Source organism: Caballeronia sp. INML1, assembly GCF_023631085.1.
GTDB classification, from domain to species: Bacteria; Pseudomonadota; Gammaproteobacteria; order Burkholderiales; family Burkholderiaceae; genus Caballeronia; species Caballeronia turbans.
In genome coordinates, this window is sequence record NZ_JALQDT010000048.1 from 1 (window position 1) to 24496 (window position 24496).

Consider the following 24496-nt stretch of genomic DNA (forward strand, 5'->3'; position numbering starts at 1 on the left):
CACAGACTGTCGATCAGGTCGCTTACCGTTACGACGTGCTAGGCAATCTCACCGAGCGCGACGACTCGCGGCTTGGCGCAGACCGCTATCGCTACGATCCGTTAGGGCGCATCGTGGCGCATACAGACCCTGCGCAGACGTTGCGGCACTTCGTATATGACAGGCAAGGCGATCGTTTCCACCACCAGCACGCGAACGAGCGCGGGCGGCAGGTGCAGCATGACAATGGCGCACGTTGGTGGCTCGATGCGGCGGGACAGCTTACCGAGCGCCACGATACCCAAACCGGCGTGCAGCGCTTCACATGGGATGCGTTCGGTCGGCTCGCGGAGTTCGAGAACAGCCGCCCTTGACCGAAATAGGTATAGCTCGTGAGTTGACCGGCTTCGTCGGTATAGCGGATCAGATTGTCTTGCGCGTCATACTCGCAAAGCACGTCCCGCGAACCGGGCAAATGACACGCGCTCAAACGATTCTTGGCGTCCCAGCGATAAGTCGTGGCGTCTTCACCGGGCGCTTCTCGGCGCAGCAGATTGCCGCGCGCATCGTGCGCGAGGCGGATGCTTCGGCCCACGTCTGCGCCTTCGTGATCGCCAGCGCTTGCGAGCGCAGTGTTTCGAGTTGCGCGGGTGTGCCGTTGGTGATCGTGTCGTTCAGTGCGACAAACAACCGTCGAAAGTCAGCGTCGGGACCGCGTTCGTCGGATTCGGCAACCAGCTCGCGTGGCAACGCCTCCATGTGGTAGCGGCCGTGCAGCACTTTCGCCTGATGTGGGCGTTGCTTCGTGAGCCATGGCAGCGGGTTGGCGTCGGTCCCGGTCAGCACGAGCCGCAGGCGCTCGGTTTGCCATGCGTTGCGTTCGAGCCCGCCAAGCAGTTCGTCTAGCCAGCGTTCGAAATCGGCGGGTTTGCGGATAGGCTCGGGTTCGAGAACCAGCACCAGTTGGGGAAACACTTCGGGGTGATGGCGCATCAGGCTGCCGGTCAGCCGCAGAAGGTACGGCGTCGCCGCTTCGTTGCGATCTCGCGAGGGTGGCGTCCAGTCCGCCGTGATGCCGTTCGCCATCGAGCCTTCCTTGCCGCTCTCGTACCAGGCGACGATCTCATCGGCCACGGCGCCAGCGTATTGGTTCGCATCCTCGAAGCTCGATTGCGGGCGCAATACGGCGCTGGACAGCTTGTCTTGCCGTTGAATGTAAGCCGCGAGCATGCGCTGGTCGGCTTCGCTGGTATGCCAATAAAGCAATTGAGCTTGCTTGTCTTTTGCAAAACTTAGCCAGTCATCGTGAACGGCCATGAAGCGGCGTTCGACCGGATTGGTGGGATGCCAATTATTCATTTCTTCGTTTTAAGAAAGACCTTCCGCCGAGGCGGTCGACGCGATGTGTCATTCAGGTAGGGAGGTGTCCTATCGTTCGAGCGCAGCGGGCAAGCCGAGTGAGGGGCTCGGAGCCCGCGCGCTGCTAGAACGGTCGAATCGTGAGGCTCCGATTCGACCGGCGAAACGTATGCGAGATTCTTTTCAGGATGGAGACGGGGAAACCTTTAGGCCAGAAACACGGACGATAAGCAGCGAAAAATTGGATATCTCGTAAAATCAATTCGCTGCTCTTTCGATTGAATAGGCGCGCGCTCACGAAGGGATATTTCGACGGCCTGCTAAAGCCCGACAAGTACACAATCTCTCTCTTGATCTTGGAAGATTAGAACTCGTGTACAAGGGCACGATATCTTCGATCGTTCCATTCGCGAATGGGGGCGGCGTATCAGCGAATCCGGTTCGCATCGTTATTCGACCGACTCTGCCCGATCGGCAGATGGGGGCTGCCGCATATGCTTGGATGAGAGACCATGCGACCGGTGCGAGCGAATCTTGTTTGTAATGCACTCGTGCGAGGCGTACGCGAACGCGGCTTGTTTTTGCGAATGTTTGTCCGACACCGCTGGGCAGGTTTGAGGCGCGTTGCGCCCGCGCCGTTTTCCCGATGGCCTGGTCGATACGCTACGCAGCGTAAGCAGTCGCGCACGCGCGAATGAACGTCCGCGTGCTGCGGGAAGCGCAAAGCGTTGTCGTGGACGGCGAGGCGGTTCCCGGTGGGGAAGAGTGTTCGATTAGCGCGACGCTACAGGTTTTCTTTTCAGCAGCAAAAAAGTGACTGCCGCCCGCCCCGGGGCAGCGCTGATAAACCGACGCGAATACAGGATTCCGGAAGGGGAAGGAACGCTCCTCCTTAAGGCGTCGGTACACCTTCCTCAACCAGCAAAGCCACCGGCATAACCCCAAGCGCATCGCGCAAAAACAACCTCTCGCCTTCGGCCTTGGGCGCATTCGGGCTCAGCCAGTCGAACAACGCGCGAGAATGAAGCGCCTCGGGCAGCACGATGAAGGAATCGCCCCATCGCTCCGGCTCGACGAGCGGCACATCACGCCCAACGCCCAACAATGGCGCGGCAAGCCGCGTCGCAATCACGATCGCAAACGCGCTCCCTGCATGCCGCGCATAGGCGATCACGCGATCCGCATGTTCGCCTTGCACGTGAAGCGGCACATACTCGCCTTGAGCGAACAAAGACTCGCAATGCTTGCGCAAAGCCAAAGCCCGCCGCGCGAGCGCCAGTTTCACGCGCCCATCGCGCCAGTTCGCCAGTTGCTCCGAAGGCGGTCCTTTCTCTTCGACTTCAGCGAGCCACTGCCGGCGCAATTCATAGTCCGCCGGCCGCCGATTGTCGGGATCCACGAGACTGAAGTCCCACAGCTCCGTGCCCTGATAAAGATCCGGCACGCCAGGCGACGTCAATCGCAACAGCGTCTGCTGAAAACTGTTGATCGCACCCAGCGGCCCGATGCGCGCGACGAACGCCGACAACTCCTGCAGGAAGCCGTTGCGCCGCTGCGGCGCAACGATATCGAACAAGAAGTCCTTGCACGCGTTCTCATACGCTTCGTCGGGCGCGAACCAGCTCGTGCGCAACTTCGCCTCGCGCAGCGCTTTCAACTGCCAGCCCGCCACACGCTCGGCGAGCGCATGAACGCCCGCTTCGTCGTCGGGCGCGAGCGTCGGCGGCCAGCAGCCGATCAGCGTCTGATACAGCATCGCCTCAGCGGCCGGTCCCGGCGCCCAGTCATGCACATCGCCGGTTTCGCCATGTCCGCCGCTCGGTCCGCGACGCAGCGGCGTGTTCAATGTGGACCACTGCCTGAGCGTCGCGGCCCATTCATCGGGGATCTCGCTCAAGGCCGCGATGCGTGCGCGCACGTCCTCGCCGCGCTTGTGATCGTGCGTCGCCGTGCAAAGCATCGCGTGCGGAAAGGCGTCGAAGCGTTCGCGATTGCACGCATGAAATTGATCGACGGACAATGCAAATTCGCCCGGATCCGCGCCGACTTCATTGCGCGAAATGAGGCGTCCATAGCGATAACACGCCGTATCCTCGACGGCCTTCGCCGCCACCGGCGAAGTCAGTTGCGAGAACAGCGTCTGCGCCGCGCGCCGCTGCGCACCGCTCGACGGCGGCGGAGTCTGGCCCGCCGGCGCCTGATTGCGATCGCGTTCGCGATTGCGCTCCACGGCGCGATCACGGCCGCGCTCGGGACGCTCGGTGCGTTCATTGCGCTCGGCCTGCGGCGGCGCTTCGTCGGGCAGCTTGCCGCCGAGCCATTGCGCGACCTGATCGAGCACGACATGATCGGCGCGCGCAAGCACGGCGCGCGCGGCTTCGAGCGCCTGGGAGAAGAAGCGTTCGTCCTCGGGACTGCGCACGCCGCTCACCGGATAGACGCGATACACCGGAAACTGCACGACCAGCTCCGCGACCGCGCGCCTGATCGACGTGAAGGTGAAATCGCGCGTGGTGTGCGCATCCCGCGCGATGCGATGCAGCGCACGCGTCACGCGATCCAGTTCGGCCGACAGATTCTCCGCGAGTATCTTGCGGCGCGCGGCGAGCGCTTCGTCGGCGAAGCGCTCGCTCTTGCCGGTGATCTCGGCCCACAGCGCGGCGAGCGGCTCCGCGCCCGCGGGATCGTGCAGCAGCGCGCCCACGTCGTTCATGAAGTCATAACCGGTCGTGCCGTCGACCTGCCAGTCCCGGCGCAAGGGCTCACCGCGCGCGAGTATCTTTTCGACGACGAAATACGTGCGCCCATTACCGTGCCGCAACGCCTCGGGCCGCTCCTCCGACAACTCTTCCAGCCGCGCACGCAGACGCTGGCAGTATTCACGCGGCTCGGCGAGTCCATCGACGTGATCGACTCTCACGCCATCGATCAGACCTTCGGTAAAGAGTCTGAAGACGAGCGCATGCGACGCCTCGAACACCTCGGGCCGCTCGACGCGCACGCCGCCTAACGTGCTCACGTCGAAGAAGCGCCGCCAGTTCACTTCGTCGGCGGCGGTGCGCCACCACGCGAGCCGGTAATGCTGCCGCTCGAGCAGCCGGTGCAGCCGGTCGCGGCCCGCGGACGTATCGGGCGCGTGCGCGGCGAGGATCGCCTCGATCGCGGCCTGGCCGCCCTCGGTCTGCGCGATCGTGACGAGCGCGGTGCGCGCATCGGCGGCGCGCGGCTGATCGGCGGGCTGCGTCGTCAGGCCGGCGAAGCGTTGCGCGAGCTCCGGCGCTTCCTGAAACACGGCGGGATAATCGACCGGGCAAACCGGGAACACGTTCGAGTAATACTCGATGACGAAGCGCCCCTCGTCCGCGCGATACGCGAGCCGGATGTTGCCGCTCTGCAGTTCATCGCCATAGGCGCCGCCCAGAAACGGCGCGAGCACCTTGCCGCGCAATGCGGGATCGGGCGAATGCCAGTCGACGTCGAAGAAGCGCGCATGCGCGGCATGCCGGCCCCATTCGAGAATGTCCTGCCACCACGCGTTTTCCGATCCGCCCACGCCCATGTGATTCGGGACGATATCGACGATGAGTCCCATCTCGTGCGCGCGCAGCTTCTCGACGAAGCGCCGCAGACCCTCTTCGCCGCCCAGTTCGGGATTGACCTGCGTGTAGTCCACGACGTCATAGCCGTGCGTGGAGCCGGCGGTCGCCGTCGTGATCGGCGACACATAGGCGTGACTCACGCCAAGCCGCGCGAAGTAGTCCACTTGCGCGGCGGCATCGTCGAAAGTGAAGCCCTTGTGAAGCTGAAGCCTGAGCGTGGAACGCGGTACGGTCATGGTGTTTCGGGTTTCGATGTGTGTTCGTTCGGTTGCACGGAGCGCTTGCGCGCGGCATCGACGGCGAGCAGGCGGTCCGCAAAGGCATCGTCGAGAAACAGTTCGTCGACGGGCAGAACGAGCCGCCTTCGCCAGTTTGGATGTTCGTCGATCGAGCCCGGCAGGTTCGGCTGCTCCGCGAGCGCAAGCAGGTCTTCGAGCGGATACGTGACGAGCGGCGCGGGCGTCGCGGCGACGAAGGCGAGCGCTTCATCCACGGGCGCATTGTCGATGTCGGGCGCATCCACGTCGCCGGGCGCGATGCCCGCATCCTGGAACGCGCGCCACAATTGCTCGCGATCCGCGCCGCGCTCCTCGAGCGCCGCCTCGACGGCGTCGCGGCCATCGGCGCGCGCCGTCGTCTGGCCGATCTTCGAGCGCCACACGATATCCTCGCCGCGCCACCATCCGGTGACGGTCGGCAGATCGTGCGTCGTCGTCGTCGCGGTGACGCCGCTGTCCCATTCGCGCGGCGGCTTGAAGCCCGGCCCATTCACTTCGCGTTCGAACCACAGCACGCGAATGCCCAGCAAGCCGTGCTCCTGCAAGCGCTCGGTGAAGCCCGGCGGCACCGTGCCGAGATCCTCGCCGACCACGATCGCGCGATGCCGCCACGATTCCAGCGCGATGAGCCGCAGTAGATCCTCCAGCGGATAGCGCAAATATGCGCCGTCCTTCGCGCTTTCGCCGTCGGGCACGAGCCAGAGCCTGCGCAAGCCGAGAATGTGATCGATGCGGATGCCGCCCGCGCGCGCAAACGCGCAGCGCAGCATGTCGATGAACGCCGCGAAGCCCTGCGTGCGCATCGCGCGCGGCGAGAACGTCGTCAGGCCCCACGATTGCCCCGCCTGGTTGAAGAGATCGGGCGGCGCGCCGACGGACACGCCCGTCAGCATCTCGTCGCGATACGACCAGGCATGACTGCCCGCGCTGTCGCATCCGACGGCGAGATCCGCGACGAGTCCCACGGCCATGCCCGCATCGCGTGCGGCGTGCTGCGCGTGCATGAGTCCCTTCGCGGCGAGCCACTGGGCAAAAAGATGGAACTCGACTTCGCGCCGATTGGCGTTCGCGAACGCCGTCACCTCGGCGCTGCGCGGATCGCGCAATGCTTCGGGCCAGTTGCGCCAGTGGCCTTCGCCGTTCTCCGCGATCTGCACGGCCTGCAGCGCTTCGAAGCGCGCGTGATCTTCGAGCGGGCGGCCGCCTTTCTCGACGAACGCGGCGAAGTCCTTCGCGAAGAGCGAGTCGCGGTCTTCGGAGAACGTATCGAAGAGCGCGCGCAGAATCGCGAGACGCGCTTTCGATGCGCGCGGCCAGTCGATGAGCGCAAGGCCTTCGAGTTCGGCGAGTTCCCCGGCGAGGCCGGTCTTCTCGATCGCCGCGCGCGCCGCCGGCGCGCCGAGGACGGCGGCCGGATCGACGTGGGCGACGTTCAGAAAGAGTCGCGACGACGGCGAATAAGGGCTGAACTTGTTCGGCTCGGCGCTGAACATCGCGTGCATGGGGCTGATCGCGACGGCATGTCCGCCGCGCTTCGCGGTTTGCGTCGCAAGCGACGCCAGGGCCGTGAAATCGCCGATGCCGCCATCGCCGTTGCGCCGCAGGCCGTACACCTGCGCGGCGACACCCCAGAGCGGCGGCGCCGTGTCCGCCGCCGCCGTGTCTTCGCCGAGCGCGCGCCACGCATCGTCGATCGTGTAGCAGCGCGCCGGCGCGACCGCGAGCGTCGTGCGATGGTCGTTGATGACGAGCGTGTGATAGCCCGGCTCCGCGATCGGCGAGAGCAGCGCGATCTCGCCCTTGGGCGACGTGAAGCGCCCGTCGATCACCGCGCCGCTTTCCAGTTCGATGCGATAGCGCGCGCCCGACTTCGCCGCCGACACCGGCAGCGCGATGCCGCGATCCACTTCGGCGGTGATGAGCGGCGGCAGCTTGCGGCCGCTCATTTCGGCATCGACGGCGGCCATGCTCTGCCTGATCTGCGTGGCGTTGCCGCACGGCAGGCCGAGCTTTTCGAGCAGGATGCGCAGCGTCGTCTCCGGCACGCGCTGCGTGTTCTTGTGCGCGTCCTGCCATTCGATCTCGAAGCCCGCGCGTTCCGCGAGCGCCTCGATGCTGCTCACGGGACGCGCGGCGCGGGCGCTGTTCGTCTTGCTTGCGGCGGCGCTCACGAGCGTTTTCCTTCGGCCGATGCCGGTTCGAAGCGGCGCGCATCGTGCGCGATCGCGTATTCGTTCACCTCGCCGGTGAGCCAGGCGAGGAAGGTGCGGGCGCCGAGCTCGCCGTCACGCGCGCGATCCTGCGCGCGCGCCGGCGTCTCGAAGACGAGCTTGCCCGGTGGACATTCCTTCAGCGCGATGGCGCTCTCGCCGAGATTGAGCGCGACGCTCAGCGTCTCGCCGTCGCCGAGCTTCCAGCGCGCGACGAGCGCCTTGTCGCCGAGCACGTCCGCGCCGAGCGATTTCGCGCCCTTCAGACGCGGCGTCACGAGCTTCGCGCGCACCGTGAGCGCCGAGCGGTAGAAGTGCAGCCATTCGAGCCGGTCCTCTTCGTCCTGCTTGTCCGACAGCTTAGGCGAGGACGCCTCGAAGGTCTTCGCGTCGTTCGGATCGGGAATCTGCGCGCGGCGCTTTTCGTCGCTGAACACGGAGAATTTCGCGAATTCCTTGCGGCGGCCTTCACGCACCGCATCGGCGAGTTCGTCGTGATAGTCCGTGAAGAACAGGAACGGCTGCTTCGACCCGTATTGCTCTTCCATGAAGAGCAGCGGAATCTGCGGCGACAGCAGCAGGAGGCCGGTCGCGGCGAAGAGCGATTCGTCGTCGGTGAGTGAACGCAGGCGATCGCCCATCGCGCGGTTGCCGACCTGATCGTGGTTCTGCAGGAACATCACGAAGCGCGTCGGCGGCAGATGCGCGCTCTTTTCGCCGCGCGGCTTGCCGTCGTGTATCGGCGACGGGTCGCCCTGATACACGAAGCCTTCCTTCAGAACGCGCGCGAGCTTCTCGATCGGCTTGTCGCAATACGCGCCGTAGTAACTCTCGTCTTCGCCGGTCAGAAGCACGTGCAACGTGTTGTGCGCATCGTCGTTCCATTGCGCGTCGAAATGCGATTCGAGCAGATTCGCCGTGTTGTGCTCGTTCTCCAGCACGAGATGCACATGACGGCCCGCCTCGACCGAACTGCGCACGCGATGCGCGAGCTCGCGCAGCCATTCGTCGTCGTTGATCGCATGCACCGCGTCGAGCCGCAGGCCATCGAAACGGTATTCGTTGAGCCAATACAGGGCATTGTCGAAGAAAAAGTCGCGCACTTGCGGGCGCTCGAAGTCGATCGCCGGGCCCCAAGGCGTGTCCACGCCTTCGCGGAAAAAGGTCTTCGCGTATGCGTTCAGATAGTTGCCGTCCGGGCCGAAGTGGTTGTAGACCACGTCGAGGAAGACCATCAGGCCGAGGCCGTGCGCCGTATCGATGAGCTTCTTCAGGTCTTCGGGACGGCCATACGCCGAATCGGGCGCGTAGGGCAGCACGCCGTCGTAGCCCCAGTTGCGCGTACCGGAGAAATCGTTGAGCGGCATCAGTTCGATGGCCGTCACGCCCAGTTGCGCGAGTTCGGGCAGACGTGCGGTGACGCCCGCGAAGCCGCCCATCGCGCCGACATGCAGTTCGTAAAGCACGGTTTCTTCCCACGGCCTGCCGTGCCAGTTCGTGTGCGTCCAGCGATACGCGCGCGGATCGACGACTTCGCTCGGGCCGTGCACGTCCTGCGGCTGAAAACGCGAAGCGGGGTCGGGCACCGCGAGATCGTCGTCGAGCCGATAGCGATACAACGTGCCCGCGCCGCCATCGGCCTCGGCTTCGAACCAGCCGTCGCCGGTCGGCTGCATGTCGACACGTTCGGGCGTGCCGCCCGCACGCTGGATTTCGACTTGCACTGCATCGCGCGATGGCGCCCAGAAACGGAAACGCGTGCGCGGATTCTCGCGTGCGGCGCCCGTCAGATGAGCGCCGAAAGGAAGGCAATACGCATGTTGATGCTTGTGCGGATCGATCGGACGTTCGGACATGATTTCCTGCCTGTATGTGCTGCTGTTTCGACGATGTTCCGCGATGGGTGAACGGGTTGCGCGCGTCAGTGCGGAGAGTCGATTTCCGGCTCGCGATGCGACGGCAACGTGCCGGGATCGGGCGGCAGCGCCGTCAGAAGACGCGGCCCCTGATGCGCGCCTGCCATCCACACCGCCTGCCAGTCCGCCTCGCCGGTGGGCTCGGCCAGCATCACCACGACACTGTGCGAGGCCACCTCGATTTCGCTTCCGACGAGCGGCCGCGTGACGGAGTCGGGCTCCGCGCTATCGAGGAGCACGTTCCATTCCAAGTGCGGCGCGGGCGGCGTGAACACGAGCGATTGCGACGATGCGTTGAACATGATGAGCAGCACGTCGATTTCGCCATCGACGCCCGGCCCGGCGCGCCGCAGCGTGAGCGCGCGGCCCTCCGGGTCCTGCCATGCTTCGATCGAAAGCGCGGTGCCGCGTTCATCGAACCAGCTTACATCGTAGAGACCCGGCAGCACTTCGCGGTCGCCGTAAAGAAAGCGGGTTTCGCGCAGAACCGGGTAGTTTTTGCGCAGTGCAATAACTCTTGCGACAAACTCCGTCATCTCGACGCCTTTCGGGCTTGCCGCCGCGTCCCAGTCGAGCCAGGAAATCTCGTTGTCCTGGCAATAGGCGTTGTTGTTGCCGTGCTGCGTGCGGCCGAATTCGTCGCCGGCGAGGAGCATCGGCGTGCCGAGCGAGAGCAGTGTCGTCGCGATCATCGAGCGGGCGAGACGCGCGCGCACGCCGAGGATCGCGGGGTCGTCGGTCGGGCCTTCGACGCCCCAGTTCGCGCTGCAGTTTTCGTTGTGGCCGTCGTTGTTGCCTTCCTGATTCGCTTCGTTGTGCTTGTGCGAATAGGCGGTGACATCGGCGAGCGTGAAACCGTCATGTGACGCGACGAAGTTCACCGATGCCCACGGCTTCCTGAAGCGGCGATTGAAGAGCTCCGCGGAACCGGTGAGGCGCGCGGCGAGATCGGGGCGCATGCCTGAATCGCCGCGCCAGAAACGTCGCACGCCATCGCGATACTTGTCGTTCCATTCAGCGAAGCCGGGCGGATGATTGCCCACCTGATAGCCGTCCGGCCCGATGTCCCACGGCTCGGAAATGAGCTTGCGCGTGGAGAGGACCGGGTCCTGACGGACCGCATCGAAGAAGCCCGAGCCCGGATCGAAGCCATGCCCCTCGCGGCCGAGCGTGACGCCGAGATCGAAGCGGAAGCCGTCGATGTTGAACGCGGTGCACCAGTAGCGCAGCGAATCCATCACCATCTGCAGCACGCGCGGGTGCGACAGGTTCAGCGTATTGCCGCAGCCGGTGTCGTTGATGTAGTGGCGTTCGTCGCCGGGAATCAGGCGGTAATAGCTCGCGTTGTCGAGGCCGCGCCACGAGACCGTGGGTCCGAGTTCGTTGCCTTCGCACGTGTGGTTGTAGACGACGTCGAGAAATACTTCGATGCCCGCCGCGTGCAACCGGCGCACGGCGATGCGCATTTCGTTCAGACGATGTGTCGAGAGATAGGAAGGCTCCGGCGCAAAGAACGCGGCGGTGTTGTAACCCCAGTAGTTCCTGAGGCCGCGCTCGACGAGGAAGCGGTCGTTCAGAAACGCATGCACCGGCAGGAACTCGACGGCGGTGATGCCGAGCTTCTGCAAGTGCTCGATGAACCACGGCGACGACAGCGCCGCGAAGGTGCCGCGCTCGTGCTGGCGGATGTCGTTGCGCAACATCGATGCACCGCGCACGTGCGTCTCATACACGATGGTTTCGCCCCAGGGCGTGTCGGGGCGCACGTCGCGCGACCAGTCGAAGGCGTCGTCGGTGACGATGCACTTGGGCATCGCGGGCGCGGAATCGCGGCGATCGACTGACATGTCGAGCCGGTTCGAATGCACGCGATAGCCGAAGAGCGCGTCCGACCAGCGCCAGGGACCGACGAGTTTTTTTGCGTAGGGATCGAGCAGAAGCTTGTGCGGATTGAAGCGATGCCCCTGCTGCGGCTGATACGGGCCGTGCGCGCGGAAACCATAGACCGTGCCCGGATGCGCGCCGGGCAGATAACCGTGCCAGATTTCATCGGTGCACTCGGGCAGGTCGAAGCGCATCAGTTCCTTGCGGCCGGTGCTGTCGAAGAGACATACCTCGATGCGATGTGCATTCGATGAAAACACCGCGAAGTTCACGCCCAGACCGTCCCAGTTGGCTCCGAGCGGGTAGGGGGCGCCCGGGAGTAACTTTTCGGGGAGTGCATTTGCCATGTGGCGCGTCCTTTTTTGCCTTCTTTCGCCGGTTCGGCGGGTTGGGGTATCAGTTTATGCCTTTGTTTTGATGGGGTTTGGGGTTGTTGGGAGTTTGATTTGTGTCTGTTCGGTAGTGTTTTGCTACTGGGCCAGCTACACCGGTGGGCATGGCTTTTCAGCGTGCGCTTGCCAATTGCCCCGCAAACGGGCAACGCAATCAGACCGGACGCGCAACCCGAAGTCCGGCGCCGGCCACCCAAACGCAGCCCGTCAATCCGCCCGCAAAACGATCGTCGCCAACGGAGGCAGCGTCAGCGCCGCCGACTGCTCCCTCCCATGACTCGGATAGTCATCCGTATGAATGACCCCTCCATTCCCCGTATTCGACCCGCCATAAATCGAAGCATCGGAGTTGAAGACCTCGCTCCATCGCCCACGCCGCGGCAACCCGATTCGATAAGCCAGCCGCGGCACCGGCGTCATATTGCACACGACGACCAGATCGCGCCCCTCGGCATCCGTGCGCCGATACGCATACACGCTGTTCGCATTGTCATCGCCGACGATCCACTCGAAGCCGCGCGCATCGCTGTCCAGCTTGTGCAACGCAGGCTCGCTCGTATAAAGATGATTCAGATCACGCACGAGTTTCTGCAAGCCGCCATGCAGTGAATCGTCGAGCAGATGCCAGTGCGGCGATTCATCGTGATTGAACTCCGCGAATTGCCCGAATTCGCCGCCCATGAACAAGAGCTTCTTGCCCGGATGCGTCCACATGAAGCCGAAATACGCGCGCAGATTGGCGAATTTCTGCCAGCGGTCGCCCGGCATCTTGTTGATGAGCGATCCCTTGCCGTGCACCACTTCATCGTGCGACAAGGGCAGCACGAACCGCTCGGAATACGCATACACCATCCCGAAGGTATAGAGATGATGGTGATATTGCCGATAAACCGGATCTTCCTGCATGTAATGCAGCGTGTCGTGCATCCAGCCCATGTTCCACTTGAAATCGAAACCGAGGCCGCCGCTCTCGACACTCGCCGTCACACCCGGCCATGCGGTCGATTCCTCCGCCACCGTGATCGCGCCCGGAATCTGCCGCACTTCATGATTCAACCGCTTCAGGAACGCGATCGATTCGAGATTCTCGCGCCCGCCATAGATGTTCGGCACCCACTCGCCCGCCTTGCGCGAATAGTCGCGATAGAGCATCGACGCGACCGCATCGACGCGCAGGCCGTCGATGTGATAGCGCTTCAGCCACGCAAGCCCCGATGCGATCAGGAACGCGCTCACCTCGTTGCGGCCGAGGTTGTAGATCATCGTGTTCCAGTCCTGGTGGTAGCCCTCGCGCGGGTCCGCATGTTCGTAGAGCGGCGTACCGTCGAACTGCACGAGACCGTGCGCGTCGTTCGGAAAGTGCGCCGGCACCCAGTCGATGATCACGCCGAGCCCCGCCTCGTGCGCACGGTTCACGAACTCCGCGAACTGTTCCGGCGTGCCGAAGCGCGCGGACGGCGCGAACTGCCCGAGCGGCTGATAACCCCACGAACCGCCGAACGGATGCTCCGCGATCGGCATGAATTCGAGGTGCGTGAAGCCCATGCCCTTCGCATACGGAATCAGGCGCTCGGCAAGCTCGTGCCAGTTCATGCCGCGATTGGCTTCCTCGGGCACGCGCAGCCACGATTCGGCGTGCGCCTCGTAAATGGTGATCGGCGATTGCGGCGTCTGCTTGCCGCCGCGCGTGGCCATCCAGTCGGCATCGGTCCAGGCGTAATGATCGATCGCATCCGCATCCGCGACGACGGATGCCGTCGAAGGCGGCTTCTCGCTCTGCATCGCACAGGGATCGGCCTTCAGCGGCAACGTGTGGCCGTCGCGCGTGACGATCTCGTACTTGTAGCGCGTGCCCGCGCCGATGCCCGGAATGAACAGTTCCCACACGCCCGCGTCGTGACGCAGGCGCATGGGGTGACGTCGGCCGTCCCATGTGTTGAAGTCGCCGACCACGGACACACGCCGCGCATTCGGCGCCCACACGGCGAAGCGCACGCCCGCGACGTTGCCGTGCGTGACCGGCCGGGAGCCCAGGCACTCGAGCACCGCATATGGATCCGCGTGCGAGAGGCGCGCGAGCCATTCATCGGACAACACGGGGCCGAACGAGTACGTGTCGTGCGTTTCTTGCGGCGTGCCATGCCAGTCGACTTGCAGGCGATACGCCGTCGGCCTCTCGACGAAGCCCGCGTAAAGCCCTGCATCGTGGATGCGCGCGAGCGAGCCGATGTGCTCGCCGCTGCCCGAATCCGTCACGCTCACCGACGATGCGCCCGGCAGGAACACGCGCACGACATGCCCGCGATCGGTTTCATGCAGGCCGAGCATCGAGAACGGGTCGGGATGCCGGGCCTCGACGAGCGCGTCGATGTCGAGCGGATTCAGGCCGTGCGCGGGATTCCTGGAATCCGCCGGATCGCTACGATTGTTCATGGTGGGTTCCATCCGGATTGTCCTTGGTTGCTCCGAAGACGGGGCGCGTGCCCGGAGCGGGCGGCTCGCCCGTATCGCCCAGCAAGCGGCTCGCGAGCGACGCGAGACCCCGCAACGGAAGGCCGATCCAGGTCGGCCGGTTCGCTGCTTCGTAGCGGATTTCGTAAGCGGCCTTTTCGATCAGAAAGAGATCGAGCAACGCTTCGAAAACGTCTTCGGCCGCGATCGTTTCGGGCGACGATGCGATCGCCGCCGTGTACTCACGCAAGAAGCTCTCCTCGGCGAAGGCGCGCAGCCGTTCGAAGAGAGCGCGCTTGCGATCCGCCGTCTGGGCGGGCGCGTTCTCGGTCGTGGATTGCGCGGCCGCGCTCGCATACGACAGCGAACGCAGCAGCCCCGCGACGTCGCGCAGCGGGCTCGTCTTTCTGCGGCGCTCCTCGAGCGGGCGCGCGGGCTCGCCTTCGAAATCGATCAGATACGCATCGCCCTGCGCCATCAGCACCTGGCCCAGGTGGAAGTCGCCGTGGATGCGGATGCACAGCGCATCGGCGCCGGGCGCGACGAGTTTCTTCACGGCATCGACGAGCAGGGCGCGGCGATCGAGCAGGCTCTGCGCAAGGAAGCGGTCGTGCTCATTGAACTCGCCGACCTTTTGCGCAAGGATGTCGAGCGCCGATTCGAGCAGCTTCAGCGTGCCGTCGATCCAGCCGTTCACGTCCTCGGGCGTCGCGCGCTGCGGCGTGAAGGCTTCGTCCTCGGTCGGCGACGCGAGCGCGACATGCAATTCGCCCAGCCGCTTGCCGATGATGCCCGCGATGCTGCCGTAGCCCGAGAAGCCTTCCGCCTGCGCATCGCGCTCCGGCGTATGGTCCTCCGGTTCCACCGCGACCGCGAGTTCATCGACGGTGCGGCGCAGATAATCGAGCGCGTAGTTCCACGCATCGCCCTGATTGTCGATGAAGCCTTGCAGGATGATGAGCGTATGCGGCACGCCTTGCGGATCGACGCGCACGACTTCGCCATACAGCGGGCCGGTGTTCGCATAGCCGAGCTTCGTCAGATAGCGGCTCATTTCCGCTTCGGGATGAATGCCGCCGACGACACGCCGCACGAGCTTCAACACGACCTTGTCGCCGATCACGAGCGAGCTGTTGCTCTGCTCGGCCGCGAGCCAGCGGATCTCGGGCAGATCGGCGGGATAGTAGTTGAGCTCGTTGAGGCGCTCGGTGGGAATGAAGCGGATCTCGCTCTTTTGCACCGTCGGCACGACCGCGCGTTCCTTCAGTTTGCGCATCACGCCGTAGGTGAACTGCGGCACCGCGAACGCATCGGTCAGATGCCCGATGTTGCGGTTGCGGCGCACGCGCGCCAGCGCGAGCTGCATGTAGAGCGGCGAAGTCGTCTCGGTGCCCCACGCGATGGAAAGCGGCAGCACGTAGCGCTCGCAATGATCGCCGACATCGGCTTCGATCTCGGTGAAGGCAAAGCCCGCGCCTTCGATCGTCGTCAGCGCGGCGAGGCGCACGCCATGCAGCTTCTGATCCTTCGACGCGAACCAGCGGCGCTTGCTCAGGTAATTCGGCAGCACTTCCGATTCGAGCAGACGCACGTTCTCGGGCGTTGGTCCCGTCTGTCCCGCGCGAATCACCATCGTCACGAATTCGGGCAATTGCTCCGAGGGCGCCTGCGCCCACGCCGGCCGCATGTTGCCCGGGCACAACTGGAACCACAGAAAGCCGTACGGCGGGAAGGTCAGCAGATACGTGAGCTTGCCGATGGCCGGAAACGGCGAATCGGCGGTCATTTCCAGCGGCACCGATCCATCGAACTCCGACAGGTCGAGTTCCACCGCTTGCGGCGCGCGCGAAAGGTTCGCGACGCACAGAACCGGCGGCTCGCCTTCGAGCTCGCGCAGATACGCGAGGATCTTGCGATTCGCGGGCCGCAGGAAGCGGATCGTGCCGCGTCCGAACGCATGCTTCGAGCGACGCACAGCGAGCATCTTGCGCGTCCAGTTCAGCAGGGAATGAGGGTCGCGGCTTTGCGATTCGACGTTCACCGCGTCGTAGCCGTAGAGCGAACCCATCACCGGCGGCAACACGAGTTGCTCGGGATCGGCGCGCGAAAACCCGCCGTTTCGATCGGACGACCATTGCATCGGCGTGCGCACGCCGTCGCGGTCGCCCAAGTGGATGTTGTCGCCCATGCCGAGCTCGTCGCCGTAATAGATGACGGGCGTGCCGGGCATCGACAGCAGCAGCGAGTTGATGAGTTCGATGCGGCGGCGATCGCGCTCCATGAGCGGCGCGAGACGCCGGCGAATGCCGAGGTTCAGGCGCGCGCGGCGATCGCTCGCATACGTGTTCCACAGATAGTCCCGCTCGGAGTCAGTGACCATTTCGAGCGTGAGTTCATCGTGGTTGCGCAGGAAGATCGCCCATTGATTCGTCGTGCCGAGATCGGGCGTCTGCCGCATGATGTCGGTGATCGGAAAGCGGTCCTCGCTCGCGATGGACATGTAGATGCGCGGCATCAGCGGGAAGTGGAACGCCATATGGCATTCGTCTTCATCGCCGAAATATTCCTTCACGTCTTCCGGCCACTGGTTCGCTTCCGCGAGCAGCATGCGGTTCGGATACTCGGCGTCGATGGTCGCGCGAATCTTCTTCAGGATCGCGTGCGTCTCGGGCAGGTTCTCGTTGTTCGTACCTTCACGCTCGACGAGATAGGGCACCGCATCCAGCCGCAGCCCGTCGATGCCCATGTCGAGCCAGAAGCGCATCACGGACAGCACTTCCTTGATGACCGCGGGATTGTCGAAGTTCAGGTCGGGCTGGTGCGCATAGAAGCGATGCCAGTAGTACTGTCCCGCGACCGGATCGTGCGTCCAGTTCGACGGCTCCGTGTCGATGAAGATGATGCGCGTCTCTTCGTACTTCTTGTCCGTATCGGACCAAACGTAGTAGTTGCGATGATTCGAGCCCGGCTTCGCATGCCGCGCGCGCTGAAACCACGGATGCTGATCCGACGTGTGATTGATGACGAGCTCGGTGATCACGCGTATGCCGCGCGCATGCGCTTCCTGGATGAAGCGCTTGACGTCCGCGAGCGTGCCGTAGTCCGGATGCACGTTGCGGTAATCGGCGATGTCGTAGCCGTCGTCGCGGCGCGGCGATGGATAGAACGGTAGCAGCCAGATCGCATCGACGCCCAGTTCCGCGATGTAGTCGAGCTTCGCGAGCAGGCCGGGGAAATCGCCGATGCCGTCGTTGTTCGCATCGAAGAAAGACTTGATGTGAACCTGATAGATGATCGCGTCCTTGTACCAGAGCGGATCGTCGCTGAGAATCGAGGCTTTCTTGTTGCGCTTCACCCTTGTATCCACGGTTTCGCTCCAATGTCCTTATGGGCTGAATGCATCGCTATTCGCCCTTGTAATGGGTGTGCTCTCGTTCGCTACTGAGGATTCATCCTTCTGCATCCGGCTGCGGCTTCGGCAAGCCCCACGTCGGCGCAATGCGCCAGATCGCGAACGGCAGCGAATGCGGATTGAGACGAACGTGCTGACGCCGTCCGCGCCATTCGAATCGCTCGCCCGTCACCTGATCCTCGACCGTGAGTGCATCGCCCTCGCGCACGCCCCAGCGCTCGAGCGTCTGCCATGGCAACTCGATGTCCGCGCCCTGTTCATTGAACGGATCGAGATTGATCGCGACGAGCACGACGTTGTCCCGCGACGAATTCGCCTTCTCGAAGAACAGAATGTGATCGTTATGCGCGGGCAGGAAGTTCACGCCAAGATGCGTCTGCAGAGCGGGATTCGCGCGGCGAATGCGATTGAGCGCGGTGATCTCGGTCACGATGTTGCCGGGACGATTCCAGTCCCACGCCTTGATTTCGTACTTCTCGGAGTTGAGGTACTCCTCGCTGTTCGGCAGCGCGGCGGACTCGCAAAGCTCGAAGCCGCTGTACACGCCCCACAAGCCCGATAACGTCGCCGCCAGCGCCGCGCGAATCACGAAGCCCGGACGCCCCGAGCTTTGCAGAAAGCGCGGATTGATGTCCGGCGTATTCACGAAGAAGTTCGGGCGGAAGAATTCCTTCGCGTCGGTTTGCGTGAGATCGTGCATGTAGTCGATGAAATCGCGCTTGCTCTCGCGCCACGTGAAGTACGTGTACGACTGCGAGAAGCCGAGCTTGGCAAGACGATTCATCACGCGCGGCCGCGTGAACGCTTCGGCCAGGAAGATCACGTCGGGATGACGCGCGCGCACGTCGCCGATCACCCATTCCCAGAACGGGAACGGCTTCGTATGCGGATTATCGACGCGGAAGATGCGCACCCCCGCTGCGATCCAGTGCAGAAAGACGTCGCGCAATGCGATCCATAGCTCGGGCTTCGCGTCCTGCGCATAGAAGTCCGGATTCACGATGTCCTGATACTTCTTCGGCGGATTCTCCGCATAACGCAGCGTGCCGTCGGGACGCCATGCGAACCATGTCGGATGTTCCTTCAGCCACGGATGATCGGGCGAGCACTGCACCGCGAAATCGAGCGCGATTTCGAGACCATGTTCATGCGCGGCTTCGAGCATGCGCTTGAAGTCGTCGAGATTGCCGAGTTCCGGATGCACGGCGGTATGTCCGCCTTCCTTGCCGCCGATCGCATACGGGCTGCCCACATCGCCGGGACCTGCCGTCAGCGTGTTGTTCTTGCCCTTGCGGTTCGCGACGCCGATCGGATGAATCGGCGGGAAGTAGAGCACGTCGAAGCCCATCTGGCGGATGCGGGGCAGCTTGCCGATCACGTCGATGAACGTGCCGTGGCGGTTCACGTCGTCGCTCATCGAGCGCGGGAAGATCTCGTACCAGCTCGCGAAGCGCGCGGCGGCGCGTTCCGCATCGACGCGATACACGACCGGATCGCGCGACAGAAACGGACGATGCCGCGCGGCTGCGACGGCCTTCGCGGTCGCCGGCGCGAGCGTGAGTTCGAGCTTGCGCGCGTCGTCGGCTTTCGTGAACTCCTTGACGATCGCGTCGAGCGGGGCGCTGTTGCTGTCGGCGTCGTCGGCGGTCTTGACTTCGGCGAGGATCAGCGCGAACAGATGCTTCGCTTCCTCGACTTCCAGCTCGACGGTCTGCCCGGCCTTCAGCTTCTTCTGCATGTGATCGACGAGCGACGCGTAATCGTCGCGCCACGCCATGACGACGAATTCGTGCCGGCCCACGCGTTCGAGCGGAATGCGCGCGGACCACAGATCGAGTCCGGCGGGCTGCACGGCGCGCATCGGCGCTTCGTGCCAGACGGTTTCGTCGGCGGCGCGCCATTGCACGGCGGCGGCGATCTTGTCGTGACCTTCCGCGAAGATCGCGGCCTGAATCTCCACTGCCTCGCCGACGATGCGCTTGGCCGGAAAGCGCCCATGATCGACCGAAGGCGTCACGCTTTCGATCGAGACGCGCGGCGCGGCGATTGCCTCGGTCACCGCTTTCTTGTCCGCGGCCTTCGCGCCGCGCTTCACCTGCGGCTGCGCGAGCAGGATGAACGGCTCGGCCTCGGCGCGAAAGAGCCGCACTTCGCCCGCCCTGAGCGAAAACGGCGCGAGCCGTTCGGCCTTGCCCATGGAATCGTCGATGAGCGCAAAGCGCGTGTAGTTGCCCGGCACCGATTCGAGCAGATGCAGCGTATCGACATGCACGGGCGCGACGAGATCGGGATTGATCACGGCCAGCACGGCGTCGTTGCTATGGCGCAAATCGCCGCCATCCGCGCGGATCAACGCAGCGTACGGCGTGCCCGCGCCCGTCAGCGCCCGCAGTTCACCGACGCTCGACAGCGTGCCGACGTTGCGCTGCAAGTCGTTCGCGCGTTTGACGCGCGCCGTGAGGTCGATGCGCTTCTCGTTCTTCGCCCGCTCGTATTCGGCTGCGATGCCATATTGCGGCGACATCGGCAGGCCGACGCCATACTCGAAACCCATCGGCACCATGATGCCGGTGCCGAGCGCGGCGGCGGTGTCGAGCGCGCGTGTGTACGCGCGTTCGACGAGCGCGGTGTCGCTCGTATCGGAGAGATCGCTGATGAGCCGCGTGCCGAACGGATCTTCCGGAAACGTGATCGGCGATGCGATGCGCGACAGTGCCGCGTGCTCGTCGAAGAGCCACGCGCTCTTGAAATCCCACCAGCGCGTCGAGGCGAACACGGCATCGAATGCGGCATCGGCGAGACCGTGCAGATCATGGCGCGTGACGCCCACGGTCCATGCGAGCCAGCGTGTCTCGGGATGCTTCTCGCGCACCGCGGCGCCGAGCCTGCGCCATACGTGCGCCGGCACCGCGTGCGGCGAATCGAAGCGAAAGCCGCCCACGCCCGCATCGGCGAGCAGGTTCAGCTCGCGTGCCCACCATTCGGTCAGATGATGCGCGGCCTCGCCATCGGCGAAGTTCGCCCGCGCGACATCGCGCTGACGCGGCGGCTTGCGCGGATCGAGCCGCGCATCGGCGCTCTCGAAGGGCTGGAACCAGTGTTTGTTGTCCTGATAGAGGCCGCCTTCCGCGCTCACGCGGTCGATCACGATATCGACAAGCAGCGTGAGCTCGTGCTTCTTCGCGGCGTCGGCGAGCTGGCGCAGGCCATCGGCTGCGCTCATATCGGATTCGAAAACGGCATGCAGCCGATGATGATCCGCGACGGCCTCGCGATGCCCGTTGCTCCCGGGCATGAATGGCGAGCCGATCAGGACGTGATCGAAGCCAAGCGCGGCCGCGTGCTCGAACTGGGCGGGCCAGTTCGCGAGCGGGCCGACGAGCAGGGGATCGATGAAGTAGATACGCGGCGCGTACGCATGATGAGCTTGATGGTTTTCCATCGTTCGTCTTTTCCAGAGTCGTCCTGCGGTGGCGGGGATGCGGGCATCAATCGCGATCACGCTCACGGGCCAAACTGCTGAAGAGCCGGTCCGCACATACGGAATCGCGCGGACGTCAGGCGGAACTCAGATTACACCCTGGCGCCGCGTGAATCGACGCCGGCCTGGCCGCTTGTCGCGATGCACCGTGCATCGTGCGCTGGTCACGCTCACGGTAGGCGCCACGATCCCAAGTGATTTCCTTCGGTTCGCACGGGGCGAGGCAGCAGTTTGCGTGCCTCGCCCGGCGAGTGCCCGGTTCAGCTTTGCATCAAGGCACTACTATGGAACAACTGCGCCGCGTATGCTCATGCGGTGCGCGCAAGCGAACGCGCGTCCTGCACTTGCGCGGGCGCGGTTGCCTGCATGAGCTCGGGAACGCGGCGCGTGCGCAACGTCGAGCGGCTCGGGCGCGCGTCGCTCAGGCCGACGTACAGTGCGACCATCGTCGTCACGGCTTCGTTCCATCCGAAATCGCAGGACATCGCGTTGCGCTGCAGCGCGCGCCACACTTGCGGACGCATGTAGGCATCGAGCGCGCGGCTCGCGGCGTCGATGACATCGTCGGCGCGTTCGCCGTCGAAGAGAAAGCCCGTAGGCGCATGTGCGGCGCGCGGTGCCGCGATCGACGCGATGGGCGTGTCGTGCGTGCCGTCGCGCAGATACGCCGAGGGACGCAGCACGTCGCGCACGTCATGTTCCGCGTTCTGCGCCGCATCGACGATGGTGTCGGCGAGGCCGCCCACGCGCGAGGCGATCGGCAGCGTGCCGTAGCGCATGGCATACATCTGCGTGAGGCCGCACGGCTCGAAGCGGCTGCCGTGCAACAGGAGATCCGCGCCCGCGTGCAAGGCATGCGCGCGCCGTTCGTCATATCCGATATACACGCCCACGCGATCCGGCCATTCCTGCGCGAGCTTCCTGAAGCCCGCCTCGATATACGCCTCGCCCTTGCCGATCACCGCGAGTTGCAGGCGCGGATGTTTCTCGAGCAGCCGGGGCAGCGCTTCGAGCGCGACATCGGCGAGCTTCTGGCCGGTCATGCGGCTGCCGATTGCCATGAGCGGCGCGAAAGGATCGACGGGCAGGCCGAACCTGCGTTGCAGCGCGCGCTTGCAGGCGTGCTTGCCGCGCATGTCGTCGAATGAATAGTTGCGTTCGATGAGCGGGTCCGTGGCGGGATTCCACGTCTGTTCGTCGATGCCATTGACGACGCCCACCAATTTGTCCGCGCAGCTTTGCAGCACGCCTTCCATCAGATGCCCGAAGCGCGGCGTGAGGATTTCGCGTGCGTAGGTTTCAGAGACGGTCGTCACGCGATCGGCGTGCACGATGCCCGCTTTCATCAGACTCAGCGCGCCATAGAACTCGATGCTCTTCGGATCGCTCAACGCATGCACGAGCCACTTTTGCGGCACGCCGAGCGACGCACCAAGCGAGAGCGCGTAGTTGCCCTGGAATGCAAGATTGTGGATCGTGAATACGCTCTTCGCGTGCACGCCCGCGTGTTTCATCAGAAGCGGCGTCAGGCCGGTATGCCAGTCGTGGGCATGAACGACGTCGGGCTTCTTCACGCCGCGCACGCCTTCGGCGATCTTGACGGCGGCCGCCGAGAGCATCGCGAAGCGGATCGCGTTGTCCGGATAGTCGCGGCCCTGCGCATCCTGATAAAGGCCGGTGCGCGCATAGAGCGCATCGGCGCGCAGCAGCAACACCGGCACGCCGGTATCGGGCATGCGGCCGCGCAACAGTGCTGCATCGCCACCGGGCAGGCCCGTAAGCGTGCCCACCTTGCTCAGACCTTCAGCCTGAGCAATCGCATTCGGGTAGGCGGGGAGCAGGATGGTGGCGTCGACGCCGGCTTCGCGCAGCGCGGCAGCATAGGCGCTGACCATGTCGCCGAGTCCGCCGGTCTTGGCGAGCGGGACGGCTTCGGAGGCGACCAGCAGAACATTCAAAGGCAAAGTGGGGCTCCTGAGCAAGAGGAACGCGCGGACGGCAAGCCGCGCATGCGAGCGCTGATCGAGGTTTCGTCTGAAATAGCTGGCGCAATTCAGCAATCGCTGTGCCACGCGCGCGCGTGCATGTGCGGTGCAGCACATTCGTGTGCGGCCATGGCATGCCGAGACCGCCGGCGCACGGCGCCGGCCAGGCACGAAGCTGCACGAACGTGCCGCGTGTAAAACTGACAGCGGCGTGCGTCGCGTTTTTACACGGCGTATCCGAAGAGCTTATGGAGCGCGCGTGACAGCGTCGTTTCAGCCGCCGACCATGCTCGCGGCGATGTTGATCGAGAGCCCGAGCACCGCGAGATTGAAGAAGAAAGACAAGACCGACTGCGCGAGCGCGGTGCGGCGCGCGGATGTCGATGCAAGCGAGACGTCGGCGGTTTGAGAGGCGACCGCGATGGTGAAGGAGAAGTAGAGGAAGTCCCAGTAATCGGGCTTCAGATGCCGGTCGGGAAACCTGAGGGCGGGATCGTTATCGGGCGACTGATAGTAATGCCGTGCGTAGTGCAGCGTGAACATCGTCGGGATCAGGAGCCAGGCGCCGAGCATCGTCGCGCCGGTCAGGACGTAATGCAGCACCGCTCCCGCGCCCAGGTTCTTCGCGGTCGATAACTCGAAGACGATCGCCACGATGCTCGCGAGTGCCGCGACGCTCACGACCATCAGGACCGTCGCGGCGTTTTCGTCCTCGCGTTCGGCAAGCGCCTGCACGTCGCTCTGGCGCGCGGTCGCCATCTTGAGCCAGATCAGCACGAGATAGAGCCACACCGCCGCGTCCCAGCCGATCAGCGCGCGCGCGGTCGGGCGCACGTGCGCCGGAACCAAAGCGGCGACGACGCAACCAATCAGGAGGCCGACCAGGGCGCGCGGCCGGTAGCGCAGAACGGGCGGGAGAATCTGCTTCATTTCGTTTCTATCCGCGTGAGAGCCAGCCTTCGCTCGATGCCTGCGATTATTGCCCGGTCACCTTTCGGCAAGCTGAGGAAAGCGCATGAAAACGTCCGAGCGCGTGTCGTTCGCGATGCGGCGGGGCCTCGTGGCGGGCGGGTGCGCGTTCGCCGCGTGGGCGTCGCTGCCTGCGCGCGCTCAACAGCAGTCGCGCGCGCCCGGGTTCGATGCGTTCGTCGCGGTATCGGCGAGGCTCACAGGCCGCACGAGCTTCGATCCGCTTCTGGCCGACCGCGTGCATGCGGCGCTCGTCCGGCACGTTCCCGAGTTCGCCGCGAAGATCGCCGCGCTCGACCAATGGATTGCGACGCACGGCGGCACACCGACCGACGTCATCACGGCCGCGCTGGAAACCACGCGCCCCGAGCTCGCGAAGACGGTGGGTGCGGTGATGCGTGCGTGGTATCTCGGCGTCGTCGGCGAGCCGCCGCATGTCGAGGTCGTTGCGTACGAACGCGCACTGATGTTCGATCCCGTCGGCGACATGCTCACGATTCCCTCATACTGCCGCGGCGAGCCCGCCGACTGGGCGCGCAAGCCCTGAGCGGCCGGCGCGCAGGCATCACGACCAAGGACAA

12 protein-coding genes are annotated in these 24496 nt (G+C 64.5%); 2 read left to right on the forward strand and 10 right to left on the reverse strand.

From position 1 onward, the window contains the following. Window positions 1-353, forward strand: a 353-nt coding sequence (locus NCR38_RS14395; RefSeq protein WP_250477277.1) for an RHS repeat domain-containing protein, incomplete at its 5' end; no start/stop codon positions are given. A gap of 112 nt (window positions 354-465) precedes the next feature. Here NCR38_RS14395 and NCR38_RS14400 read toward each other — a convergent pair. The 10 genes from NCR38_RS14400 to NCR38_RS14445 all read right to left on the reverse strand — a co-directional run bounded on the left by NCR38_RS14400 (window position 466) and on the right by NCR38_RS14445 (window position 23876). Further along, complete coding sequence (locus NCR38_RS14400) at window positions 466-1338, reverse strand: hypothetical protein (RefSeq protein WP_250477278.1); 873 nt, start codon at window positions 1336-1338, stop codon at window positions 466-468. Window positions 1339-2230: 892 nt separating this feature from the next. Beyond that, on the reverse strand, window positions 2231-5173 hold the full coding sequence (gene treY / locus NCR38_RS14405) for a malto-oligosyltrehalose synthase (protein ID WP_250477279.1): 2943 nt from the start codon (window positions 5171-5173) through the stop codon (window positions 2231-2233). Further along, the gene (malQ, locus tag NCR38_RS14410; RefSeq protein ID WP_061118339.1) at window positions 5170-7386 is read right to left on the reverse strand and encodes a 4-alpha-glucanotransferase; all 2217 of its coding nucleotides are present in this window, start codon (window positions 7384-7386) and stop codon (window positions 5170-5172) included. Before malQ ends, treY begins: the two co-directional genes overlap by 4 nt. Beyond that, window positions 7383-9281: a malto-oligosyltrehalose trehalohydrolase gene (treZ, locus tag NCR38_RS14415; protein ID WP_250477280.1), complete on the reverse strand. Its 1899-nt coding sequence runs from the start codon at window positions 9279-9281 to the stop codon at window positions 7383-7385. Before treZ ends, malQ begins: the two co-directional genes overlap by 4 nt. Before the next feature lie 65 nt (window positions 9282-9346). After that, window positions 9347-11572, reverse strand: a complete 2226-nt coding sequence (gene glgX / locus NCR38_RS14420; RefSeq protein WP_061118337.1) for a glycogen debranching protein GlgX — start codon at window positions 11570-11572, stop codon at window positions 9347-9349. Window positions 11573-11824: 252 nt separating this feature from the next. Beyond that, window positions 11825-14050, reverse strand: coding sequence for a 1,4-alpha-glucan branching protein GlgB (gene glgB, locus NCR38_RS14425; protein WP_061118336.1), 2226 nt, complete (start codon window positions 14048-14050; stop codon window positions 11825-11827). Beyond that, on the reverse strand, window positions 14037-17435 hold the full coding sequence (gene treS / locus NCR38_RS14430; RefSeq protein ID WP_409219287.1) for a maltose alpha-D-glucosyltransferase: 3399 nt from the start codon (window positions 17433-17435) through the stop codon (window positions 14037-14039). The genes glgB and treS overlap by 14 nt, the downstream gene beginning before the upstream one ends. A gap of 82 nt (window positions 17436-17517) precedes the next feature. Further along, window positions 17518-20922: a maltotransferase domain-containing protein gene (locus NCR38_RS14435; RefSeq protein ID WP_086961058.1), complete on the reverse strand. Its 3405-nt coding sequence runs from the start codon at window positions 20920-20922 to the stop codon at window positions 17518-17520. 347 nt (window positions 20923-21269) lie between these two features. Then, complete coding sequence (glgA, locus tag NCR38_RS14440; RefSeq protein WP_061118382.1) at window positions 21270-22925, reverse strand: glycogen synthase GlgA; 1656 nt, start codon at window positions 22923-22925, stop codon at window positions 21270-21272. Between the two features lie 294 nt (window positions 22926-23219). Continuing rightward, window positions 23220-23876, reverse strand: a complete 657-nt coding sequence (locus tag NCR38_RS14445; protein ID WP_061118334.1) for a DUF1345 domain-containing protein — start codon at window positions 23874-23876, stop codon at window positions 23220-23222. Between the two features lie 85 nt (window positions 23877-23961). Between NCR38_RS14445 and NCR38_RS14450 the strand changes: the two genes are divergently transcribed. Next, window positions 23962-24462: a sugar dehydrogenase complex small subunit gene (locus tag NCR38_RS14450; RefSeq protein ID WP_061118333.1), complete on the forward strand. Its 501-nt coding sequence runs from the start codon at window positions 23962-23964 to the stop codon at window positions 24460-24462. The last annotated feature ends 34 nt before the right edge of the window (window positions 24463-24496 follow it).